This is a genomic window from Streptomyces sp. NPDC001406, assembly GCF_042895285.1.
In the GTDB taxonomy this organism is placed as follows: Bacteria; Actinomycetota; Actinomycetes; order Streptomycetales; family Streptomycetaceae; genus Streptomyces.
In genome coordinates this window covers 723,442-741,410 of record NZ_JBIAWG010000001.1, presented here as the reverse complement: position 1 = coordinate 741,410, position 17,969 = coordinate 723,442, and the positions used below count along the sequence as shown (strand labels likewise).

Here is a 17,969-nt window from a genome sequence, read left to right as displayed (position 1 = left end):
CGGATCATCCCGGCGTCCGAACGACACCCCCTAGGCCAGCCGGATCACGTTCCAGGACAGCGGCTCCAGTACGGCGGTGAGCCTGCCGTCCGTGAGGGTGGTGCCCTCGGCCGGGTGCGGGGCGACCCGCTCCGGGTCGTCGAGGGTGTTGCGGGCGTCCGGGTCGGCGTCCGCGAGGGCGCTGTGCTCGACGACGGAGGTCAGGCCGAGCCCGTTCAGGGCGATCTCCAGCGGGAGCGGTTCGGTGCGGCCGCGGTTGACGGCGAACACGGTGACCGTGCCGTCGTCGGCACGGACCGCCGTGGCGTGCAGCAGGTCGGCCTCGCCGTACCTCTGCGTCTCGTAGGTCGGCGAGTCCACCCGGACGTCGAGGACCGTGCCGCGCCCGTACCGGGAAGCCTGCGCGAACGGGAAGAAGGTCGTCTGCCGCCAGGCCGGTCCGCCGGGCTCGGTCAGGATCGGCGCGATGACGTTGACCAGCTGCGCGAGGCAGGCGACGGCGACACGGTCGGCGTGCCGGAGCAGGGCGACGAGCAGCGAGCCGAAGACCACGGCGTCCAGGACGCTGTAGTTGTCCTCCAGCAGGCGGGGGGCCTCCGGCCAGTCCGCTGGGTCCTGTGCCTTCGCGTGCGCCTCCCAGCGGGACAGGTACCAGACGTTCCACTCGTCGAAGGAAAGGCTGATCCTCTTGCGGGACTTGAGCCGGGCGCCGACGTGGTCGCAGGTGGCGACGACGTTCTCGATGAAGGACTCCATGTCGACGGCGGAGGCGAGGAAGGAGTCGAGGTCGCCGTCGACGGGCTCGTAGTAGGCGTGCAGGGAGATGTGGTCGACCACGTCGTAGGCCTCCGCCAGGACGGTTGCCTCCCACTCGGCGAAGGTGGGCATGGACTGGTTGGAGGAGCCGCAGGCGACGAGTTCGACGTCCGGGTCGAACTGCCGCATGGCGCGGGCGGTCTCGGCGGCGAGACGGCCGTACTCCCGGGCGGTCTTGTGGCCGGTCTGCCAGGGGCCGTCCATCTCGTTGCCCAGGCACCACAGCCGGATGCCGAAGGGGTCCTTGTCGCCGTGGGCGGCGCGCAGATCGGACAGGGCGGTGCCGGAAGGATGGTTGGCGTACTCCTGGAGCTCCAGCGCCTCCGCCACGCCGCGGGTGCCGAGGTTGAGGGCCAGCATGGGCTCGGCCCCGGGGCCGATCTTTTGGAGGAAGGCGATGTACTCGGACAGGCCGAAGCGGTTGGTCTCCGTGGAGTGCCAGGCGAGGTCGAGCCGGCGGGGGCGGTCCTCGACGGGGCCGACGGAGTCCTCCCACTTGTAGCCGGAGACGAAGTTGCCGCCGGGGTAGCGGACGGTGGTGACACCGAGTTCGCGGATCAGCTCCAGCACGTCCGTGCGCAGGCCGGCGGCGTCGGCGCGGGGGTGGCCGGGTTCGAAGATGCCGGTGTAGACACAGCGGCCGAGGTGTTCGACGAAGGATCCGAAGAGACGGGGGTCGACCTCACCGACCGTGAAGGCCGGGTCGAGGGTGAAGCGGGCGGTGCTGCGCTTGCTCATGGAGTCCGTTTCCCTGCCCTGTTGTTCGACATCTCGAATTGTGCTCGCAGCTTCGAACCGGACCGTAAGATCCGGGCGTCGGCGCGTCAATGGGGCCGGCGTGACTTTCGGGCGGCTCCCGCCACCGAAGTGATCATTCCTGGTTGAACCACGGTCGTCGGATCGCATGACGCGAACACGTCCGGGCGCGTAATCTCGGACAAGCCGTCGACCGGCGGTGAGAAGGGGGAGCGATGGACATCGCGGGCGCGCGGCAGCGGGCTGCCCGGATCGCCGCGAGGGTGCGGCGCACCCGTCCCGCATCGGGCAAGCGCGGACTCGCCGCCGACCTCGCCCGTGCGGTGCGTGCGAGACCCCGTCCCCCCGCCGATGTACGCGAGTTGTGCCGGGCGCTGTGCGAGGCCATGGGCGAGCGGCGAGCCGGGCGGCCGGTCGAGCTGCGCTTCGAACGCTTCCCCGACGAGATCGAAGTCACCGGTCTGTGGGTGGAGTTCCAGGACTTCGACCTGGTCATCGTGGAGGAACGGGCCGAGGCCCTGCAGCAACTGGTCATACTCGGACATGAGTTGTGGCACCTGCACGCGGGGCACCGGCACCATCACGGCGTCGGCGCCGCCACCGTCCACGCGCTGGCGGGCCTGGACGACGTCGCCCTGACGGTCGCCGCCCGCAACGGCTCGCGCGAGGCCGACGAGGCCGCCGCCGACGACTTCGGACACCGGCTCGCCGCGGCCTTCCGGCCCCTGCTGTCCGGGCGGGGGGCCCACGCGCGCCTCGACCCGGTCCAGCGCTCCATGGGCTACCGCGGAGGTGCGGCGCGGTGACGAACGCCTTCGGCCTGCCGGGGCCCGACCTGTCCCGCGGTCTGTACATCTCCTTCTGGCTGCCGACGGTGGTCCTCACCGTCGCGCTGGCCATCAAACTGCCCAGCATCATCAAGATGTGGCGCGACCCGCTGCTGCGGGCCGTCGGCGGACTGCTGCTGTTCGCCTGCGCGGTGTTCGTGTTCGCGGCCCCGAAGACCATCTCCTGGACGAACCGGGTCACCGGGGTGCCGAACATCTCGGCACCCTGGGTGTACTCGCTGCTGACCGCGCTCTGCGCGTCCTGGCTGCTGCTGATCATCGCCTGGCGCAACGGCATCTCCGACCGCTCGGCCGCGACCCGTCGCGCGACCCGGTGGGTCGTCTCCCTCTACGCCGGTGTGGTGGTCGCCCTGTGGGTGCTGTTCGCGCTCGCGGACGTCCCCGTGGAACGCCTTCAGGACCTGGACACCTACTACGCCAACACGCCGTTCATGCGCGAGGAGATCCTCCTCTATCTGATCGCGCACACCGTGGCCTGCACGATCACCGCCCGGCTGATCTGGAACTGGATCCGCACCGACGGCCTCGACGCCTGGCTGCGCTGGGGGCTCAGATTCCTGGGCATCGGCTACGCGACGAACCTGCTCTTCGACGCGTCCAAGCTCACCGCCGTCGTCGCCCGCTGGACCGGCCACGACCTGGACTGGCTGAGCACGTATCTGGCACCGTCGGCCGCCTGTGTCTCCGCCACCCTGGTCGCCGTGGGCTTCATCATCCCGCACGCGGGGCAGTACCTGGCCGAGCGCTGGCACGTGCGCCTCAGCCACTGGCAACTGCGGCCCCTCTACCAGCTGATGCGGACCGTCACCGGCAACCGCGAGCCCTTCACTCCCCGCGCCACCGGGGAACTGCGCCTCATCCGCCGCGAGACGTTCATCCGCGACGCGCTCCTCCAGCTCTCCCGGCACCTCGACGAGGGCCTGCGCACCCGGTCGTACGAGGCCGCCCGCGCCCTCGGCGCCGAGCCCGGCCGGGCGGAGGCACTCGCCGCCGCCGTGACGATCCTGGACGCCGTCGAGACCCGCAGGCGGTCGCCGGAGACCGACGGCACCGCCGCCTCGTCCGGCCCGGACACCACCTATCTGCTCCAGAAGATCCAGGCCGTGTCCCGGGCCCTGAGTCACCCCGACGACATCGAGGCGGTGCGCGCCCGGGCGACCGCCCCGGCAGAGAGTGCCCGCGCATGAGTGAACGCTCCACCCCCGCCGCCAGAACCGCCGTCGTGCTGGGGGGATCCCATACCGGCATGCTCGCGGCGCGGGCCCTGGCCGGCTTCGCCGACCGTGTCGTGGTCGTCGACCGCGACGTCCTGCCCGAGGGGCCCGAGCCACGCCGCGGGCTGCCGCAGGCGCGGCACGCCCACATGCTGTGGTCGGGCGGCGTACGGGCCGTGGAGGACCTGCTGCCGGGCATCACCGAGGCGCTGCGGAGCGCGGGCGCCCACCGGCTGCCGGTCACCACGGACGTGGTCGCCCTGTCCTCGCAGGGCTGGTTCCGCCGCTGGCCGGAGTCCCACCATGTGATCCTGGCCGGCCGCGACCTGCTGGACGCCACGATCCGCGCGAAGGTCCTCGCCGACGAGCGGATCGAACTCCTCGGCGGAGCCGAGGTGCTGGGGCTCACCGGGACGGACCTGGAGGTCACCGGCGTACGGATCCGGACGCCGGACGACGAGGAGCGCACCCTCACCGCCGCCCTGGTCGTCGACGCCACCGGGCGCGGCTCCGGGACACCCCGGTGGCTGGCCGCGCTCGGGCTGCCCGCTCCGGAGCGGCGCGAGGTGGACTCCGGGCTGGTGTACGCGAGCCGCCTCTTCCTCGCCCCCGACCAGGCCCGGGACGGCTTCCCGGTCGTCAATGTGCAGGCCGACCCACGCGCCGGGGTCCCGGGCCGGTCGGGCTGGCTCGTGCCCATCGAGAACGGCCGGTGGATCGCCACCTTGTCCGGCACCCGCGGAGGCGAACCGTCCGCGGAGAACGACGACTTCCTGCCCTTCGCCCGCGCGCTGCCGCACCCGGTGATCGGCGATCTGCTCGGCAACGCGGAACCGCTGTCCGACGTGTCGGTCACCCGCGCCACCGTCAACCGCCGTCACTTCTACGAGCGGATGCCGGCCTGGCCCGAGAACTTCGCCGTCGTCGGCGACGCGCTCGCCGCGTTCAACCCGATCTACGGGCAGGGCCTGGCGGCGGCCGCCCAGAGCGTGCGGATCATGCGGGACGTGATACGGCGTCAGGGGTGGGCCGTGCCGGGGCTGTCGCGCCGTGTCCAGAAGGCGGTGGCCCGACCGGTCCGGGCCGCCTGGGACCTGGCGATAGGCCAGGACGTGTTCTACCCGGGGGCGACGGAGAACGGCCCCACGCTCAGGGACCGGCTCGTGGCCGCGTACGTCGACCGGCTGATGCTCACGGCCACGGGCAACGGCCGGGTCGCCCGCCGAGTCACCGACGTGACGTCCCTGGAGCGCGGCGCCGAGGTGCTGCTCGCTCCCGACGTGCTCCTGGCGGCGGCGATCGGCCCGCTCAAGCCGCAGCTGAGCGGGCCGCCGCTGACCGCCGAGGAGCGGAAGGCGGGCGGGCTGTTGTGAGTCCGGGGGCGGTCAGCCCGCGAACGCCGGCTGGGGCAGGCCCTTGCCCGCCCCCGGGACCACCAGGAGCGAGCCGGCCACCGGGTGCGGTGCCGTCAGTCCCACCCGTGCCGTGGTGATGTACAGGTCCGTCAGTTCCGGGCCCCCGAAGGCGCACGACGTGACCCGTGGGGTCGGCAGTTCGATCACGCGGTCCAGCTCGCCGTCCGGGGTGTACCGGCGCACCGCGCCGCCGTCCCACAGCGCCACCCACACACAGCCGTCGGCGTCGACCGTCAGCCCGTCGGGGAAGCCCACGCCGTCCTCGATCTCCGCCAGCCGGCGCCGGTCCACGGCCCGTCCGTCCTCGTGGTGGAAGACGTCGATCCGCCGCGTCGGCGAGTCGACGTAGTACATCAGGCGGCCGTCGGGGCTCCACCCGGTGCCGTTGCTCACCGCCACGTCGTCGAGGACCGTCCCGGCCGAGCCGTCGCCGGTGATCCGGAAGAGCGTGCCGCCCCCGGGCGCCTCGTCGTAGCGCATCGTGCCCGCCCACAGCGAGCCGTCCGGGGCGACCGCGGCGTCGTTCGCGCGACGGCCGGGGACGGGCTCGTGGTGCAGCCAGCGGAAGGTGTCGTCCGGGTCCAGGAGGCCCACGCCGTCCCTGAGGTTCAGGACCAGGCCGCCGCCCGCCCTGGGCTTGGCGGCGCCGACGTGCTGGTGCGTCGTGCGGACCGTACGGCGGCCGGTGGACGGGTCGTAGGTGTGGACCCGCGAGCCCAGGACGTCCACCCAGAGCAGCCGGCCCGCCGCCGGGTCCCAGGTCGGGCCCTCGCCGAGCGTCGCGTGCGCGGCCACCGCCACCTCGTACGCCGTCATGCGGCGCCCCGGTGGCCGAGGCGCTCCGACAGCTCGGCCGCGCCCTTGGCGGCGAGCTGCTCCAGCTCGCCGCGGCGTTCGTCGCTCCAGCGGATCATGGGGACGGAGATGGACAGGGCGGCGACCACCTGGCCCGTGCGGTCCCGCACCGGCGCGGCCACGCAGCTCACGTCCGGGTTGGACTCGCGGCTCTCGACCGCGATGCCGCGCTGCCGGATCTCCGCCAGGGCCTCGCGCAGGACTCCCGGGTCGGTGATGCTGTTGGGGGTCATCGCGGCCAGCTCGGCGTCGTCCGGGATGCGCGAGGCCAGCTCCGGCTCGGGCAGCGAGGCCAGCAGCATCTTGCCGACCGAGGTGCAGTGGGCGGGCAGCCGGCGGCCGGCCGCCGACACCATGCGCACGGCGTGCGTGGAGTCGACCTTGGCGATGTAGATGACGTCGGTGCCCTCCAGGATCGCCACATGGACCGTCTCGTCGCAGGTCTCGGCGACGGACCGGGCCACCTGCTGGCCCTCGGCGGCGAGGTCGAGCTGCTCGGCGTAGCGGCTGCCGAGCTGGTACGGGCGCACACCGAGCCGGTACCGTCCGGGTTGGCCCGGCACGGGCACGATGTACGACCGGGCGGCGAGCGTGGTGACCAGTTCGTGCACGGTGGTGCGCGGCAGCTGTAGCTTGCGCACGATGTCGGGGGCGGAGAGCGTCCCGTCCCCGTCGAGGAAGAGCTCAAGAATGTCGAGAGCCCGGGTCACGGCAGGTACGAGGCGTCCCACGTCCGGCCCCCTCCCTTGGGTCTAAGCGTCTGTGTTCGAAATTTCAACAGACGATCGGCATGACGAACGAACACAGGCTAGTCATGGTGGGTTGTACGGGCAATGGTTCTGTACGCGGGTGATGATTGTGCGTTCGACCACGGCCCCGCGCCACTACCGGTGCGCCCTCGGATCACCCAGCTCTCCTCGCAACCGCTGGGCGCGCAGCACCAGCTCCAGCTCGAAGCGGCGGTCCGGGTCGTCGATCCCGTCGCCCCACAGCTCGCGGATCTGCCGCAGACGGTAGCGGACGGTCTGTGGATGGACACCGAGACGCGCGGCCACCTCCGGGGCACCTCCCCGCGTCTCCAGCCACGCCAGTAACGTTTCCGCAAGCCTTCTCCCGTGCGTCGGCCCGCAGTGCGCCAGCGGTGCCAGGCAGCGCAGGGCCAGGTCGTCGATCAGTTCCTCGGGCTGCAGCAGCACCAGGGCCTCCGTGTGCTCGGTGCAGTGCAGTACCTCTCCGGCCGGAAGCAGCCCCCGCTCCATCAGGTGTACGGCGGCCTCGGCCCAGCGCAGCGACTTGCCGGCGTCGGGCAGCGGCACCGGCGGGCCGATCGCCCCGGCCCAGCCGGTCAGCGCCCGGTGCAGCAGCTCGGGGCGGCCCCCGGCGTCGGGGTCGGGGACGACCATCCGCGGCTGCTCGTACTCCATGTCGAGCAGCACCCCCTGCCCCACCGCCGGGGCCATCGCCTCCCGCGCCGGGCGCAGCAGCACCCCCACCGCGACCTTCCCGGGCAGCGGCCAGCCGATCCGGGCGGCCCGTTCGGCCAGCGCGTCGGCCGGGTCGCCGCGGTGGCGCTCGGCGAGGAGCAGTTCCATCAGCCGGCGCTGCAGGCGCAGCCGTTCCCCGGCCTGGCGGGCGGCGGCCTCGGCATAGCCGCGCACCGACTGGTCGACCAGGCCGTCCAGATACTCGTAACCCGCGTCGACCAGTTCGTACATGGCCGGTGGCGGGATGTCGAGGCGCTGGCCGATCTCGGCGAAGCGGCGCCAGGCCAGCCGTACTCCCAGGCGGTAGATCGCCTGGAGGGAGTCGAGGCTGCGGCCGCCCAGGCCCTCGCCCCGGCCGAACTCCTGGAACACGCCGGGCGGTACGGTCGGGCGGCCCTCGGAGCTCTCCAGGTGCTGGACGAAGACCTCGATGGCCCGACGGATGCCGATCAGCGCCATCGGCTCACCGCTCTCGTCGAGCACGACGGGCAGGCCGGGGTACTCGCGACGGATCTCGCCCAGGATCTCCTCGGCCAGCGCGGGCGCCTCGGCCATGGCGAGCGCGGCGAACTGCCGGACCTGGAGGCGGGGCACGTCGTGCCAGGCCGAGCGGGCGGACACGGCGGCCGGGCGGGCGGGCGGCATTCTCCGGTTCGTCTCCGGCGCGCCGCTCCGGGTCACGGGGTCAGCTCCCCTGACCGGCTTGCTCGTAGGTGATCAAGGGGGTGTTCGGCTGGTCGGGCCGGGCGTCGAGCAGCGCGACGACACCGAGCGCGGCACCCACGGCGAGGGCGGCGGCGGCCACGACGGTGAGCGCGGCGGCGAGCAGTCTGGACATCGCAGGGTCAGCCTCTCTGTCCGAGTCGGCCCCGGGAGCATTTCCCGGAGTCGGTCCCCATCCGGCGTCCCACCCCTGCCTGTCCGGCCCAGTGTCGACAGTCATTGACACCGAGTCAAGGGGCGCCTACGGTTCCCGGCCCAGAGGGGTGGGTCAACTCGCACGCGCACTGTTCCTTCTCGGACCTGGAGTGCCGGATGCGCCGTACAGCCTCACCCTTTTCCCTGATCACCCTGGGTCTCGGCACGTTCCTGCTGGTGCTGGCGCCCCTGCTGGCGTGGTACGTCGAGCCGCGTGCCGCCGTGAATCCGATCGACATCGACACCACCGCCGTCTACACCGGCAAGGGCAGCTATTTCGACACCGGGCAGGTCAGGACCGTGGCCGACCGGCGGATCACGATCACCCAGGTGGTGCGCGGGGACGTCGAGGACAGCGAGCGCAGCGGGCGGGCGGTGTGGGACGTGACGACGACCGTCGACACGGACCAGACCCTGCCGGCCGCCGATCCTCACGACGCGCTGGAGTTCTTCCTGAACCGCTGGGTCACCGACCGCTCCACCAACAAGCCCGTGCACTGCTGCAAGGAGAACCCCTACTTCGAGGGCGAGGCCTATCTGAAGTTCCCCTTCGACCTGCGCAAACACTCCTACCAGTGGTGGGACAACTCCCTCGGCTCCACGGTGACCCTGCACTACGCGGGCACCAAGAAGGTGCAGGGCTACCGCGGTTACCGGTTCACCGGGACGGTGGCCCCCACGAAGATCGGCACCCGGCTGGTGCCCGGCAGCATCGTCGGCCTGCCGAAACGTCCTCAGGTGCAGGCCGAGGAGTGGTACGCCAACCACGGCATCGAGCTGATCGCCGACCGGCGCACCGGCCGGGTGATCTACGCCCAGGTCGGGCCGCGGCGGACGCTGCGCGCCCCGGGGTCGAAGAAGGACGCGGTGGTGCTGCTGGACAGCCGGAAGATCGGGTTCACCACCGGGACGCAGAAGGAACAGGTGAGCCTGGCGAAGAAGGAGAGCGGCCAACTGCGCATGGTGGGGCAAACCCTGCCGGTCGGTGCGGGTGTGGCCGGATTCGTCCTCGCGACAGCAGGGACTGTTTTGGTGGTACGAGGGCGGAAACGTCCTGAAACGGACTCCATATCCCGGCCGCCGCTCACGATGTGACGTGACGTCAGCTCTAATAAGCCCCGAAATTGTCATCCCGGTGAGTAGCCGTGGGGGAACGGCTGGGCGAAAACTGTCCACCCCACCCCGAGCACAGTCCATCCACAGAATCGCCCCCCACCGTGAGTTCCGCACCCTGAGACGAGTTGGAGCACCCATGCCCCAGCACGTGCCGTCCTCGATGCGCGCCGCGTTCCCCCAGGGCACGCGGCACCTCCCGGCGCTCCCCCCACATCCGCGCCGGATCGTCTTCCTCGCCCACCGGGACCTCGGCAACCCCTCCGCCGGCGGCTCCGAACTGCTCGTCGACCGGCTCGCGGACGGACTGACCCGTCTCGGCCACCAGGTCACCCTCCTGTGCGGCGGCCCCGCCGCATTCCGGGACTACCGGGTCGTGTCCGCGGGCGGCACCTACGCCCACTACCTGCGCGCCCGCTCGGCCTTCGCCCGCCAGGTCGGCGACTGCGACCTGCTCGTCGAGGTGTGCAACGGCATGCCCTACTTCGCGCCCCTGTGGCACAGCGGCCCCACCCTGTGCCTGGTCAACCACGTCCACACCGACCTGTGGCGGATGCGGCTGAGCGGACCGCTGGCGCCCGCCGCGCGGATCGGCCGAAGACTGGAGCACTGGGCACTGACCGGTGCGCAGCAGCGCAGTCTGATGGTCGCCGTCTCCCCGTCGACCGCGCACGCCCTGCGCGCGATCGGGGTGCAACGGGACCGCATCCGGATCGTCCACAACGGCGTGGAGGAGCCCGGTCCGCGGGCCGACCGCTCTGCCGAACCGCTGTTCGTGGCGGTGGGACGGCTGGTCGAGTACAAGCGGATCGATCTGCTGCTCAGACTCTGGGAGCGGGTGCGGCCGGTCACCGGCGGCCGGCTGCTGATCGTCGGCGACGGTCCGGAGCGCGAACGGCTGGAGCGGCTCGGCGGGCCCGGCGTGGAGTTCACCGGGCATGTCTCGGAGGCCGAGAAACACCGGCTGCTGTGCGCGGCCTGGCTGCTGGTGCACCCCTCGGCCGTCGAGGGCTGGGGCCTGGTGGTGACCGAGGCGGCGGCACGCGAGACACCGGCGGTCGCCTTCGACGTACCCGGCCTCAGGGACTCCGTGGTGGACGGCGAGACCGGAGTGCTGGCCCGCGGCGAGTCGTCGTTCGCGGCGGCCTGGTGCACGCTTGCGCTGTCCGCGCATCGGCGGGAGGCGATGGGCAAGGCGGCCCGCGATCGCGCCGCCGGCTACCGCTGGGAACGGACCGTGAGACAGTTCCTTGCGGTTGGCGCGGAGGCGGTGCGGGGCTGGGAACGATGACGCCTTTGCGCCGTGTCGGTGAGGCCGTCGCGCGACTGCGGATCCGTCGTGGCTGGTCGCTCCCCCAAGCTCTCAGCTTCGTTCGAGCAGGGAGGCACCCCCATCGCGGCGAAGCCGCACATGTCACAGCCCCGCGCCCCTATCGGGGCGCTGCAGGGCGCCGGAGTTCGAAGGATCCCTCCCTGCGGCGTTCCCTCGCCCTCCTTCGTGCCTTCCTGCACGAGCAGGACGACCCGCAGTCGTGCTACTCCCTGCTCGCCCGGGACGCCGCCGACCAGGTCGAGGCCTACGACGGGCCGGTGGCCGGGCGGATCGTCGTGGACGTCGGCGGGGGCGGCGGGTACTTCACCGAGGAGTTCCGGCGCCGGGGCGCCCAGGCCCATCTGTTCGAGCCGGACGTGACCGAGCTGGGCGAGCGGCCGCCCGCCGGGACGGTGATCGCCGACGGCTATCTGCTGCCGCTGTCCGACGGGGTCGCCGACGTGACGTTCTCGTCCAACGTCCTCGAACACGTGGCGGATCCGCAGACGTTCCTCAGCGAACTGGCGCGGGTCACCCGGCCCGGCGGGCTGATCTATGTGTCCTTCACCAACTGGCTCTCCCCGTGGGGCGGTCACGAGTGGGCGCCCTGGCACTATCTCGGCGCCGAACGGGCCCGCGCCCGCTACCGCCGCCGTACCGGACGGCCGGCCAAGCACACCCTGGGCGAGAACCTGTTCGCCGTGCACATCGGAGCCACCCTGCGGCAGGTGCGCGCCCGCGACGACGTCACGGTCGTCTCGGCGCGCTCCCGCTACTGGCCGTTCCTCGCGGAAACCGTCGTGAAGGCGCCCGGCATCCGCGAGCTGGCCACCTGGAACCTCCTCCTCATCCTCCGGCGGTGTCCCCCATGACAACCACGGTCCAGGCTCCTCCCCCGGCAGCCGTCCCCACCACCGCGGCCACCTCGGGCCCGCCGGAGGGCCCGCGGTCGCGGCGCTGGCTGCTGGGGTTCTGGGCCGTGGTGTTGGTGCTGCTTCTCGCGGTGCACCCGGGGCGGCAGACCTTCGACACCAAACTGGGCGTCACCGTCGACCCGGGCCGGTTCCTCTCTGACCTCGGGCAGTTGTGGCACGACCAGGGATCCTTCGGCGGGATCCAGGACCAGTACGCCGGCTATCTGTGGCCGATGCTGCCCTTCTACTGGCTGTGCCACGCCGTGTCCCTGCCGGTGTGGCTCGCGGAGCGGCTGTGGCTGTCGCTGATCGTGTCGGTGGCGTTCTGGGGTGCGCTGCGGCTGGCCGAGCGGCTGCGGGTCGGAACCCCCGCGTCCCGGCTGCTCGGGGCGCTGGCCTATGCGCTGTGGCCGGTGTTCACCGTGGTCGTCGGCTCCACCTCGGCGGCCGCGCTGCCCGGCGCCTTCCTGCCCTGGGTGCTGCTGCCGCTGGCCGACGAGCGGTACACCGCCCGGGTCGCGGCCCTGCGCTCGGCACTGGTCGTGCCGTTCATGGGCGGCGTCAACGCGGCCGCGACCCTGGCCTGTCTGCTGCCGGCCGGGCTGTATCTGCTCTCCCGCCCGCCCGGACCACGGCAGCGCAAGCTGATCTCCTGGTGGGTGCCCGGAGTGCTCGTGGCGACGGCATGGTGGTGGATCCCGCTGCTGCTGCTCGGCGTCTACGGGGAGAACTTCCTTCCCTATGTGGAGACTTCGCAGACGACGACGGCGACCATGTCGGCCACGGAGGCGCTGCGCGGCGGCGGGAACTGGGTCGCCTATCTGCATCTCGGCGAGGCCTGGCTGCCCGCGGGCTGGGCCGTGGCCTCCGCGGTCGTCGTGATCGTCTGCTCGGCGCTCGCCGCCGGCCTCGGGCTGGCCGGGCTGGCCCGGCGCGACCTGCCGGAGCGGCGCTGGCTGGTGCTGACGGTGCTCAGCACCGCGCTGATCACGCTCGCCGGGTACGGCGGCGCGTTCGGGGCGCCCTTCCACGGGGTCGTACAGGACTGGCTGAACGGATGGCTGGTGCCGTTCCGCAACATCTACAAGTTCCAGGCGGGCATGGCGCTGGCGCTCGTGCTCGGGCTGGCCCATCTGGTGGGCGTGGCCGCCGAGCCGCGCGGGGCCCGCCCGGTGCGCGGCCGCCGCTTCGCCCCGCTGGTCGCGGCGGTACTGGTGCTGCCGGGGCTGCTGTGGCCGTACCTCAACGGATCGATCCTGAACCCCGGTTCGTTCCAGCAACTGCCCAAGTACTGGCAGACCACGGCCGACTGGCTGAAGAAGTACTCCCCCGACTCCCGCGCCCTGGTCGTCCCGGCCACCGCGCACGGCCTCTACACCTGGGGCTCCCCCATCGACCACCCCCTGGACGTGCTGGCCGACAGCCGCTGGGCGCAGCGGGACTTCGTGCCCTTCGGCACCCCGGGCAACCGGCGGGCGATGGACGCGGTCGAGCAGGCACTGCTGAGCGGCGGCGAAGTCCCGGGCCTGGCCGACTACTTGAGCCGCGCCGGGATCTACTACGTGGTCGTCCGCAACGACCTGGACCCCGACCAGATCGGCTACGTCCCGACCACGACCGTCAAGCGCACCCTGGAGCAGTCCGGCTACCGGCGGGTGACCGGCTACGGGCCGGTGATGACCGGCGGCCGGATCGCCCACGGCACCCCGCTCCAGGTGGAGGGGCTGTACCCGAGGCAGCGGGCGGTGGAGATCTACGAGCCGGTGGACCAGGACGTGCCGCGGCCCGGCCAGGCCCGGCTGCTGTCGGCCGCGGACACGGCCGTCGTCTCCGGCGGTCCCGAGGCGCTGCTGCCGCTCGCCGCCCGGCTGCGCGACCGGGCCACCGTGCTCACCGGCGACAACCACCCGGGGGTCGGCTCCCCCGGCCTCCAGCTGGTCGGCGACGGACTGCGCCGGGCGGACACCCGGTTCGGGCTGGTCGACGCCAACACCTCGTACACGTACACCCGCGACGAGCGCAACGCGCCGGACGCCGTGCAGGACGCGGGTGACAAGCCGCGCCAGATCCTGCCCACCGACGGCATCGGCCACCAGACCGTGGCCCAGCTCCGCGGCGCCAGCACGGTGACGGCGTCGTCGTACGGCAACTGGCTCTTCCACCTCCCGCAGTACGACCCGGTGAACGCCTTCGACGGCGACCCGGCCACCGCGTGGGCGGAGGGCGCGCCCGGCTCGGCGAAGGGGCAGTGGCTGCGCATCGGCTTCGACGGGTCGTACGACATGCCGTCGTCCGTGAAGGTGACGCCGTTGCCGCAGCAGAGCGTGCGGGCGGCCGCGACCCGGGTGCGGGTGACGACGCAGAAGGGCTCGGTGACCAGCTTCCTGCGGCCCGACGGCATGACGCAGACCGTCAAGGCCCCGGCCGGCGCGACGCGTTGGATGAAGCTGACGATCGTCGACTCGGTGGCCCGGCGCTCCGGCCTGACCGGCGCGGGCTTCGCCGAGATCGCCCTGCCCCACGTCCAGGTGACCCGGATGCTGCGGCTGCCCACCGACGCCGACGGCTCCGACGCGGCGGCCGAGGTCGTCTCCCTGCACCGCGCGGCCGATCCGACCGGGCTGTCGGCGACCGGCACCGAGGCGGGGCTGCACCGCGCCTTCGCCACGGGGACGGCGGGGTCGTACCAGGTGGCGGCGAGTGCGGTGCCGGTGCCGGGCGAGGCGCTCGACAAGCTGCTGTACCGGGTCGCGCCGGACCAGAAGAACCGGATCACGGCGACCGCGGACTCCACCGCGGCCCTGGGCGCGGGCCTGTCCGCGCGCAATCTCACCGACGGCGACCTGACGACGGCGTGGATCGCGGGCGACCGTCCCACGATCCATCTGAGCTGGAAGGGCAAACAGCCCGTGGGCGAGATCGTGCTCGCCCCCGCGGGCGGCCTGTCGACCCGCCCGACCGAGGTGGACATCAGCTCCCCGGACGGTGCGACGACCGCGGGCGTCGACGAGAACGGCATGGTCCGCTTCGACCCGATCACCACGGACCGGCTCGACATCACGATCACGAAGACGGCGCCGCTGACCCTGCACAACCCCGTCGCCGACGAGGACCTGCAACTCCCCGTCGGTCTCACCGAGGCGTACCTCCCGGCGCTCGACGGCTACCGCACCCGGCAGCCGGCCCCCACCCGGACGTTCTCCCTGCCGTGCGGGCAGGGCCCGGTGCTGGCGGTGGACGGCGAGCTGTACCCGACGAGCGTGAAGGGGACCGTACGGGACCTGGTGGAGCGCCGGCGGGTGGAGGTGACGCCCTGCCAGGAAGGCACCACGGACGCGGCGCTGGAGCTGACCGCGGGCAGCCACCGGGTCGAGGCGGGGGACACCGGTCCCCTGGTCCTGACGGACGTGACGCTGACCCGCGGGGCGCTGAACGAGGCCGTCGGTCCGGGGCGTGAGCTGCGGATACGGGACTGGCTGGGCGACCGCCGCGAGGTGACGGTCGGCTCGGGGGCGGCCACCTACCTGACGACGTACGAGAACTACAACGACGGCTGGCGGGCCACCCTGAACGGCAAGGAGCTGACCCCCGTCCGGCTCGACGGCTGGCAGCAGGGCTGGCGTGTCCCGGCCGGGGCGGGCGGCACGGTCAAGCTGTCGTACACACCGGCGACGACCTACGAGGCCGGTCTGATCGGCGGCGCGGTGGGGCTCGCGGCCCTGCTGGGCCTGGTGGTGTGGCGGCGCCGCGCACCCAACCCGAATGAGCCGCAGCCGGTGCCTCCGGCGCCCGGCGTATGGCTGGGCACGGTGGCGCTGACGCTGGTCGCCGTGGTGATCGCGGGCTGGTTCGCCCTGCTGGTGCCGCCCCTGGCGCTGCTCGCCCACCGACGGCACGCACTGCTGGTGCCCCTCGCCCTCGTGGCGCTCGCCGGGGCCGGGATCGCGGCGGCGACCGGCGCCGGGGAACCGGTGGCCGCCGGGCACGGCGCCTTCGGCCACCCGGCCCAACTGCTCGCGCTGATCGGACTGTTCGCGGGGCTGGTGAGCGTCCGGGAGATCCCGCCCGGGGAGGAGGGCGGCACACCCCCGGACGCGGAGGCACCGACCGCGCCGCTGCCGCATCGGATACGCGGATCCAGTCCCCTGGGCACGCAGCCGCCGGGGCCCGCCCCCGCGACACCGGAGGAGAAGTCGCCGCCCCCGGAGGGGAAGTCCCCGCCGAGCGCCGCCGGGCCGACCGTCTCCGCCCGTGGCCCCGGACAGCCCGACGGAGGTGCCCCCGCATGACCGCGCTCCAGCACCGGCCGGACGGTCCGGCGCGGCCCCCGTCCCGAATCCCGTTCCCGGTCGTCGACGAGGTCGCCCGGCACTGCCTTCAGGACGCGGAACCGGAGACCGTGCACATCGAGGTCCAGCTGCCCGGCCGGCTGGATCCCGCGCGGCTGCGCAAGGCCTTCGGGGAGGCGCTGCGCCGGCATCCGCGCAGCCTGATGCGGGAGGCTCCCCGGCCCTGGTACCGGGCCCGGTACGAGTGGGAACTGACGGCGGAACCGGACGTGGAGGTGACCCGTTTCCCGCCGCCGGGCCCGGACGCCCGAGGGCACGCACGGCAGCGCGCCCTGGACTGCGCTCCCCCGCTCTCCGCCGCCCCGCCGATCCGTCTGGAGGCCGTGCCCGAGGGCGCGGGCACCGTGCTGATCCTCACCGTCAACCACGCCGCCCTGGACGGCCCGGCCTGCCTGCGCGTCGTGGCCACGGCGGCGGAGCTGTACGGCGGCCGGGACAACTCCCCCGCCGCGCCCCCCGTCCGCACGCCGGACGCCGAGCGGGAGTCCGTGGCCGTACCGTCCAACTGGACCCCGCCCGCCCGTGTGGCCCCCGGCAGCCCCGGCCCCTCCCCCTCCCCGGGCAACGGCGTGATCGTCACCGAACTGCCCCTCCCGCACCGCCCGGGGGGCTCCCCGTACACGGTGAACGACCAGCTCATGGTCACCACCGCGCTGCTGATCGCCCACTGGAACCGGGACCACGGTGCCCGACCCCGCCCGATCCGCATCACCATGCCCGTCGACGACCGTCCCAGGGACGCGGGCATGCCCATCGGAAACGGCACCCGGCTCGTCGAAGTCCCCTTCGCGCCCGAGGAGCTGGACGCGACGGACATGGCCGGGCTGCTGCGCCGCACGGCCGTCCGCACCCGGTTCCTCAAGTCCCTGCCCCGGCCCCAACTCGGCCACGGCGCCGCCCTGCTGACCGCCCCCTGGGCCCCGGTGGCCGTGCGCGCCGCGCTCACCCGGGGGCTGCGCAGGGCCGTCGCGCCCTGGACGTCGACCACCCTGCTCAGCAACATCGGCCGCATCCCCTACCCACTGGACTTCGGCGAGGAGGCGGGCCGCGCGGACGCCGTCTGGTTCTCCGCACCGGCGCGCATGCCGCGCGGCCTCACCTTCACCACCGCGTCCACCGCGGGCCGCCTCCATCTCTCCGTGCGCTGGTCCCGCTCCCTGCTCGGCCCCGCCGACGGGGCCCAACTGCGCGATCTGTTCGAGCACTATCTGCACAGCACGGAGGTGACCGCCCCGTGACGACCACCGCCACCTTGCCCGGGGAGCTCCGCGACTTCTACGAGGACCCGGCCGTGCCGGTCGCCTCCGGCGCCGCGCGCAGCATCCGCCAGGCCCGGCTGCTGGCCGCCGCCCTCGGACCGGCCGGCGCGGGGGCGCGCACGGTCCTCGACATCGGCTGCGGCGACGGCACCGCGGCCGCCACCGCCGCACCGTTCCTCGCCGGTCACCGCATCGTCGGCGTCGACTGGTCCCAGGACGCCCTGCGCCGCGCCCACGCCCGGCTGCCGTATGCCGTCCGGGGCGAACTCACCGGTGGCGGGCTGCCGTTGCGGACCGGCTGCGCCGATGCCGTGCTGTTCAGCGAGGTGATCGAGCACCTCGTCGACCCCGACGCGGCCCTGGACGAGATCCGCCGCGTGCTGCGCCCGGGAGGCCACCTCATGCTCTCCACGCCGAACCTGGCCGCCTGGTACAACCGCGCCCTGCTGCTGGCCGGCGTACAGCCCGTGTTCTCCGAGGTCAGCCTGCGCGCGATCCACGGCCGCCCCGGCAAGGAGGTCGTCGGACACCTGCGGCTGTACACGGCCCGCGCGCTGCGGGAGTTCGTGACCGCGGCCGGCTTCGAGGTCGTCCGCGTGCACGGCGCGCCCTTCCACGGCGTACCGCGTCCGCTGCGTCCGCTGGACCGGCTGGCCTGTGCCAGACCCTCGCTCGCCTCGATCCTGCTGCTGCATGCGCGACGGACGTAGGGGCGG

Annotated in this window: 14 protein-coding genes; 9 read left to right on the top strand and 5 right to left on the bottom strand. The window is 73.1% G+C overall.

The window, feature by feature from the left end; translation table 11 throughout:
• Positions 1–30: 30 nt before the first annotated feature.
• Positions 31–1,554, bottom strand: a complete 1,524-nt coding sequence (locus tag ACFY1J_RS03200) for an alpha-N-arabinofuranosidase (RefSeq protein WP_390706401.1) — start codon at positions 1,552–1,554, stop codon at positions 31–33.
• A 233-nt stretch (positions 1,555–1,787) separates the two neighbouring features.
• On the opposite strand from ACFY1J_RS03200, the gene ACFY1J_RS03195 reads away from it, so the two are divergent.
• Genes ACFY1J_RS03195 through ACFY1J_RS03185 form a run of 3 tightly spaced genes read left to right on the top strand, consistent with a single transcriptional unit; the run spans position 1,788 to position 5,007 of the window.
• Positions 1,788–2,378 (top strand): toxin-antitoxin system, toxin component family protein, encoded by a 591-nt coding sequence (locus tag ACFY1J_RS03195; RefSeq protein ID WP_390706402.1) that lies wholly within the window; start codon positions 1,788–1,790, stop codon positions 2,376–2,378.
• Positions 2,375–3,607 carry an MAB_1171c family putative transporter gene (locus tag ACFY1J_RS03190; protein WP_390706403.1) on the top strand — a complete coding sequence of 411 codons (1,233 nt, stop codon included), beginning with the start codon at positions 2,375–2,377 and terminating at the stop codon, positions 3,605–3,607. The genes ACFY1J_RS03195 and ACFY1J_RS03190 overlap by 4 nt, the downstream gene beginning before the upstream one ends.
• Positions 3,604–5,007, top strand: coding sequence for an NAD(P)/FAD-dependent oxidoreductase (locus tag ACFY1J_RS03185; protein ID WP_390706404.1), 1,404 nt, complete (start codon positions 3,604–3,606; stop codon positions 5,005–5,007). The genes ACFY1J_RS03190 and ACFY1J_RS03185 overlap by 4 nt, the downstream gene beginning before the upstream one ends.
• Before the next feature lie 12 nt (positions 5,008–5,019).
• Here ACFY1J_RS03185 and ACFY1J_RS03180 read toward each other — a convergent pair whose 3' ends face one another.
• The 4 genes from ACFY1J_RS03180 to ACFY1J_RS03165 all read right to left on the bottom strand — a co-directional run bounded on the left by ACFY1J_RS03180 (position 5,020) and on the right by ACFY1J_RS03165 (position 8,226).
• On the bottom strand, positions 5,020–5,865 hold the full coding sequence (locus ACFY1J_RS03180) for an SMP-30/gluconolactonase/LRE family protein (RefSeq protein WP_390706405.1): 846 nt from the start codon (positions 5,863–5,865) through the stop codon (positions 5,020–5,022).
• The gene (locus ACFY1J_RS03175) at positions 5,862–6,635 is read right to left on the bottom strand and encodes an IclR family transcriptional regulator (RefSeq protein ID WP_390706406.1); all 774 of its coding nucleotides are present in this window, start codon (positions 6,633–6,635) and stop codon (positions 5,862–5,864) included. Before ACFY1J_RS03175 ends, ACFY1J_RS03180 begins: the two co-directional genes overlap by 4 nt.
• A gap of 153 nt (positions 6,636–6,788) precedes the next feature.
• A complete protein-coding gene (locus ACFY1J_RS03170; RefSeq protein ID WP_390706957.1) occupies positions 6,789–8,033 on the bottom strand; it encodes a PucR family transcriptional regulator in 1,245 nt (414 codons plus the stop codon).
• Positions 8,034–8,073: 40 nt separating this feature from the next.
• Positions 8,074–8,226: a hypothetical protein gene (locus ACFY1J_RS03165; protein WP_263208396.1), complete on the bottom strand. Its 153-nt coding sequence runs from the start codon at positions 8,224–8,226 to the stop codon at positions 8,074–8,076.
• A 197-nt stretch (positions 8,227–8,423) separates the two neighbouring features.
• On the opposite strand from ACFY1J_RS03165, the gene ACFY1J_RS03160 reads away from it, so the two are divergent.
• The 6 genes from ACFY1J_RS03160 to ACFY1J_RS03135 all read left to right on the top strand — a co-directional run bounded on the left by ACFY1J_RS03160 (position 8,424) and on the right by ACFY1J_RS03135 (position 17,963).
• Complete coding sequence (locus ACFY1J_RS03160) at positions 8,424–9,401, top strand: DUF3068 domain-containing protein (protein WP_390706407.1); 978 nt, start codon at positions 8,424–8,426, stop codon at positions 9,399–9,401.
• A 157-nt stretch (positions 9,402–9,558) separates the two neighbouring features.
• Complete coding sequence (locus ACFY1J_RS03155) at positions 9,559–10,710, top strand: glycosyltransferase family 4 protein (protein ID WP_390706408.1); 1,152 nt, start codon at positions 9,559–9,561, stop codon at positions 10,708–10,710.
• A 182-nt stretch (positions 10,711–10,892) separates the two neighbouring features.
• Positions 10,893–11,603, top strand: a complete 711-nt coding sequence (locus ACFY1J_RS03150) for a class I SAM-dependent methyltransferase (RefSeq protein WP_390706958.1) — start codon at positions 10,893–10,895, stop codon at positions 11,601–11,603.
• Positions 11,600–15,934 carry an alpha-(1->3)-arabinofuranosyltransferase family protein gene (locus ACFY1J_RS03145; protein ID WP_390730486.1) on the top strand — a complete coding sequence of 1,445 codons (4,335 nt, stop codon included), beginning with the start codon at positions 11,600–11,602 and terminating at the stop codon, positions 15,932–15,934. Before ACFY1J_RS03150 ends, ACFY1J_RS03145 begins: the two co-directional genes overlap by 4 nt.
• Positions 15,931–17,232, top strand: a complete 1,302-nt coding sequence (locus tag ACFY1J_RS03140; protein ID WP_390730485.1) for a condensation protein — start codon at positions 15,931–15,933, stop codon at positions 17,230–17,232. Before ACFY1J_RS03145 ends, ACFY1J_RS03140 begins: the two co-directional genes overlap by 4 nt.
• Positions 17,229–17,963, top strand: a complete 735-nt coding sequence (locus ACFY1J_RS03135; RefSeq protein ID WP_390730484.1) for a methyltransferase domain-containing protein — start codon at positions 17,229–17,231, stop codon at positions 17,961–17,963. The genes ACFY1J_RS03140 and ACFY1J_RS03135 overlap by 4 nt, the downstream gene beginning before the upstream one ends.
• Positions 17,964–17,969 lie beyond the last annotated feature (6 nt).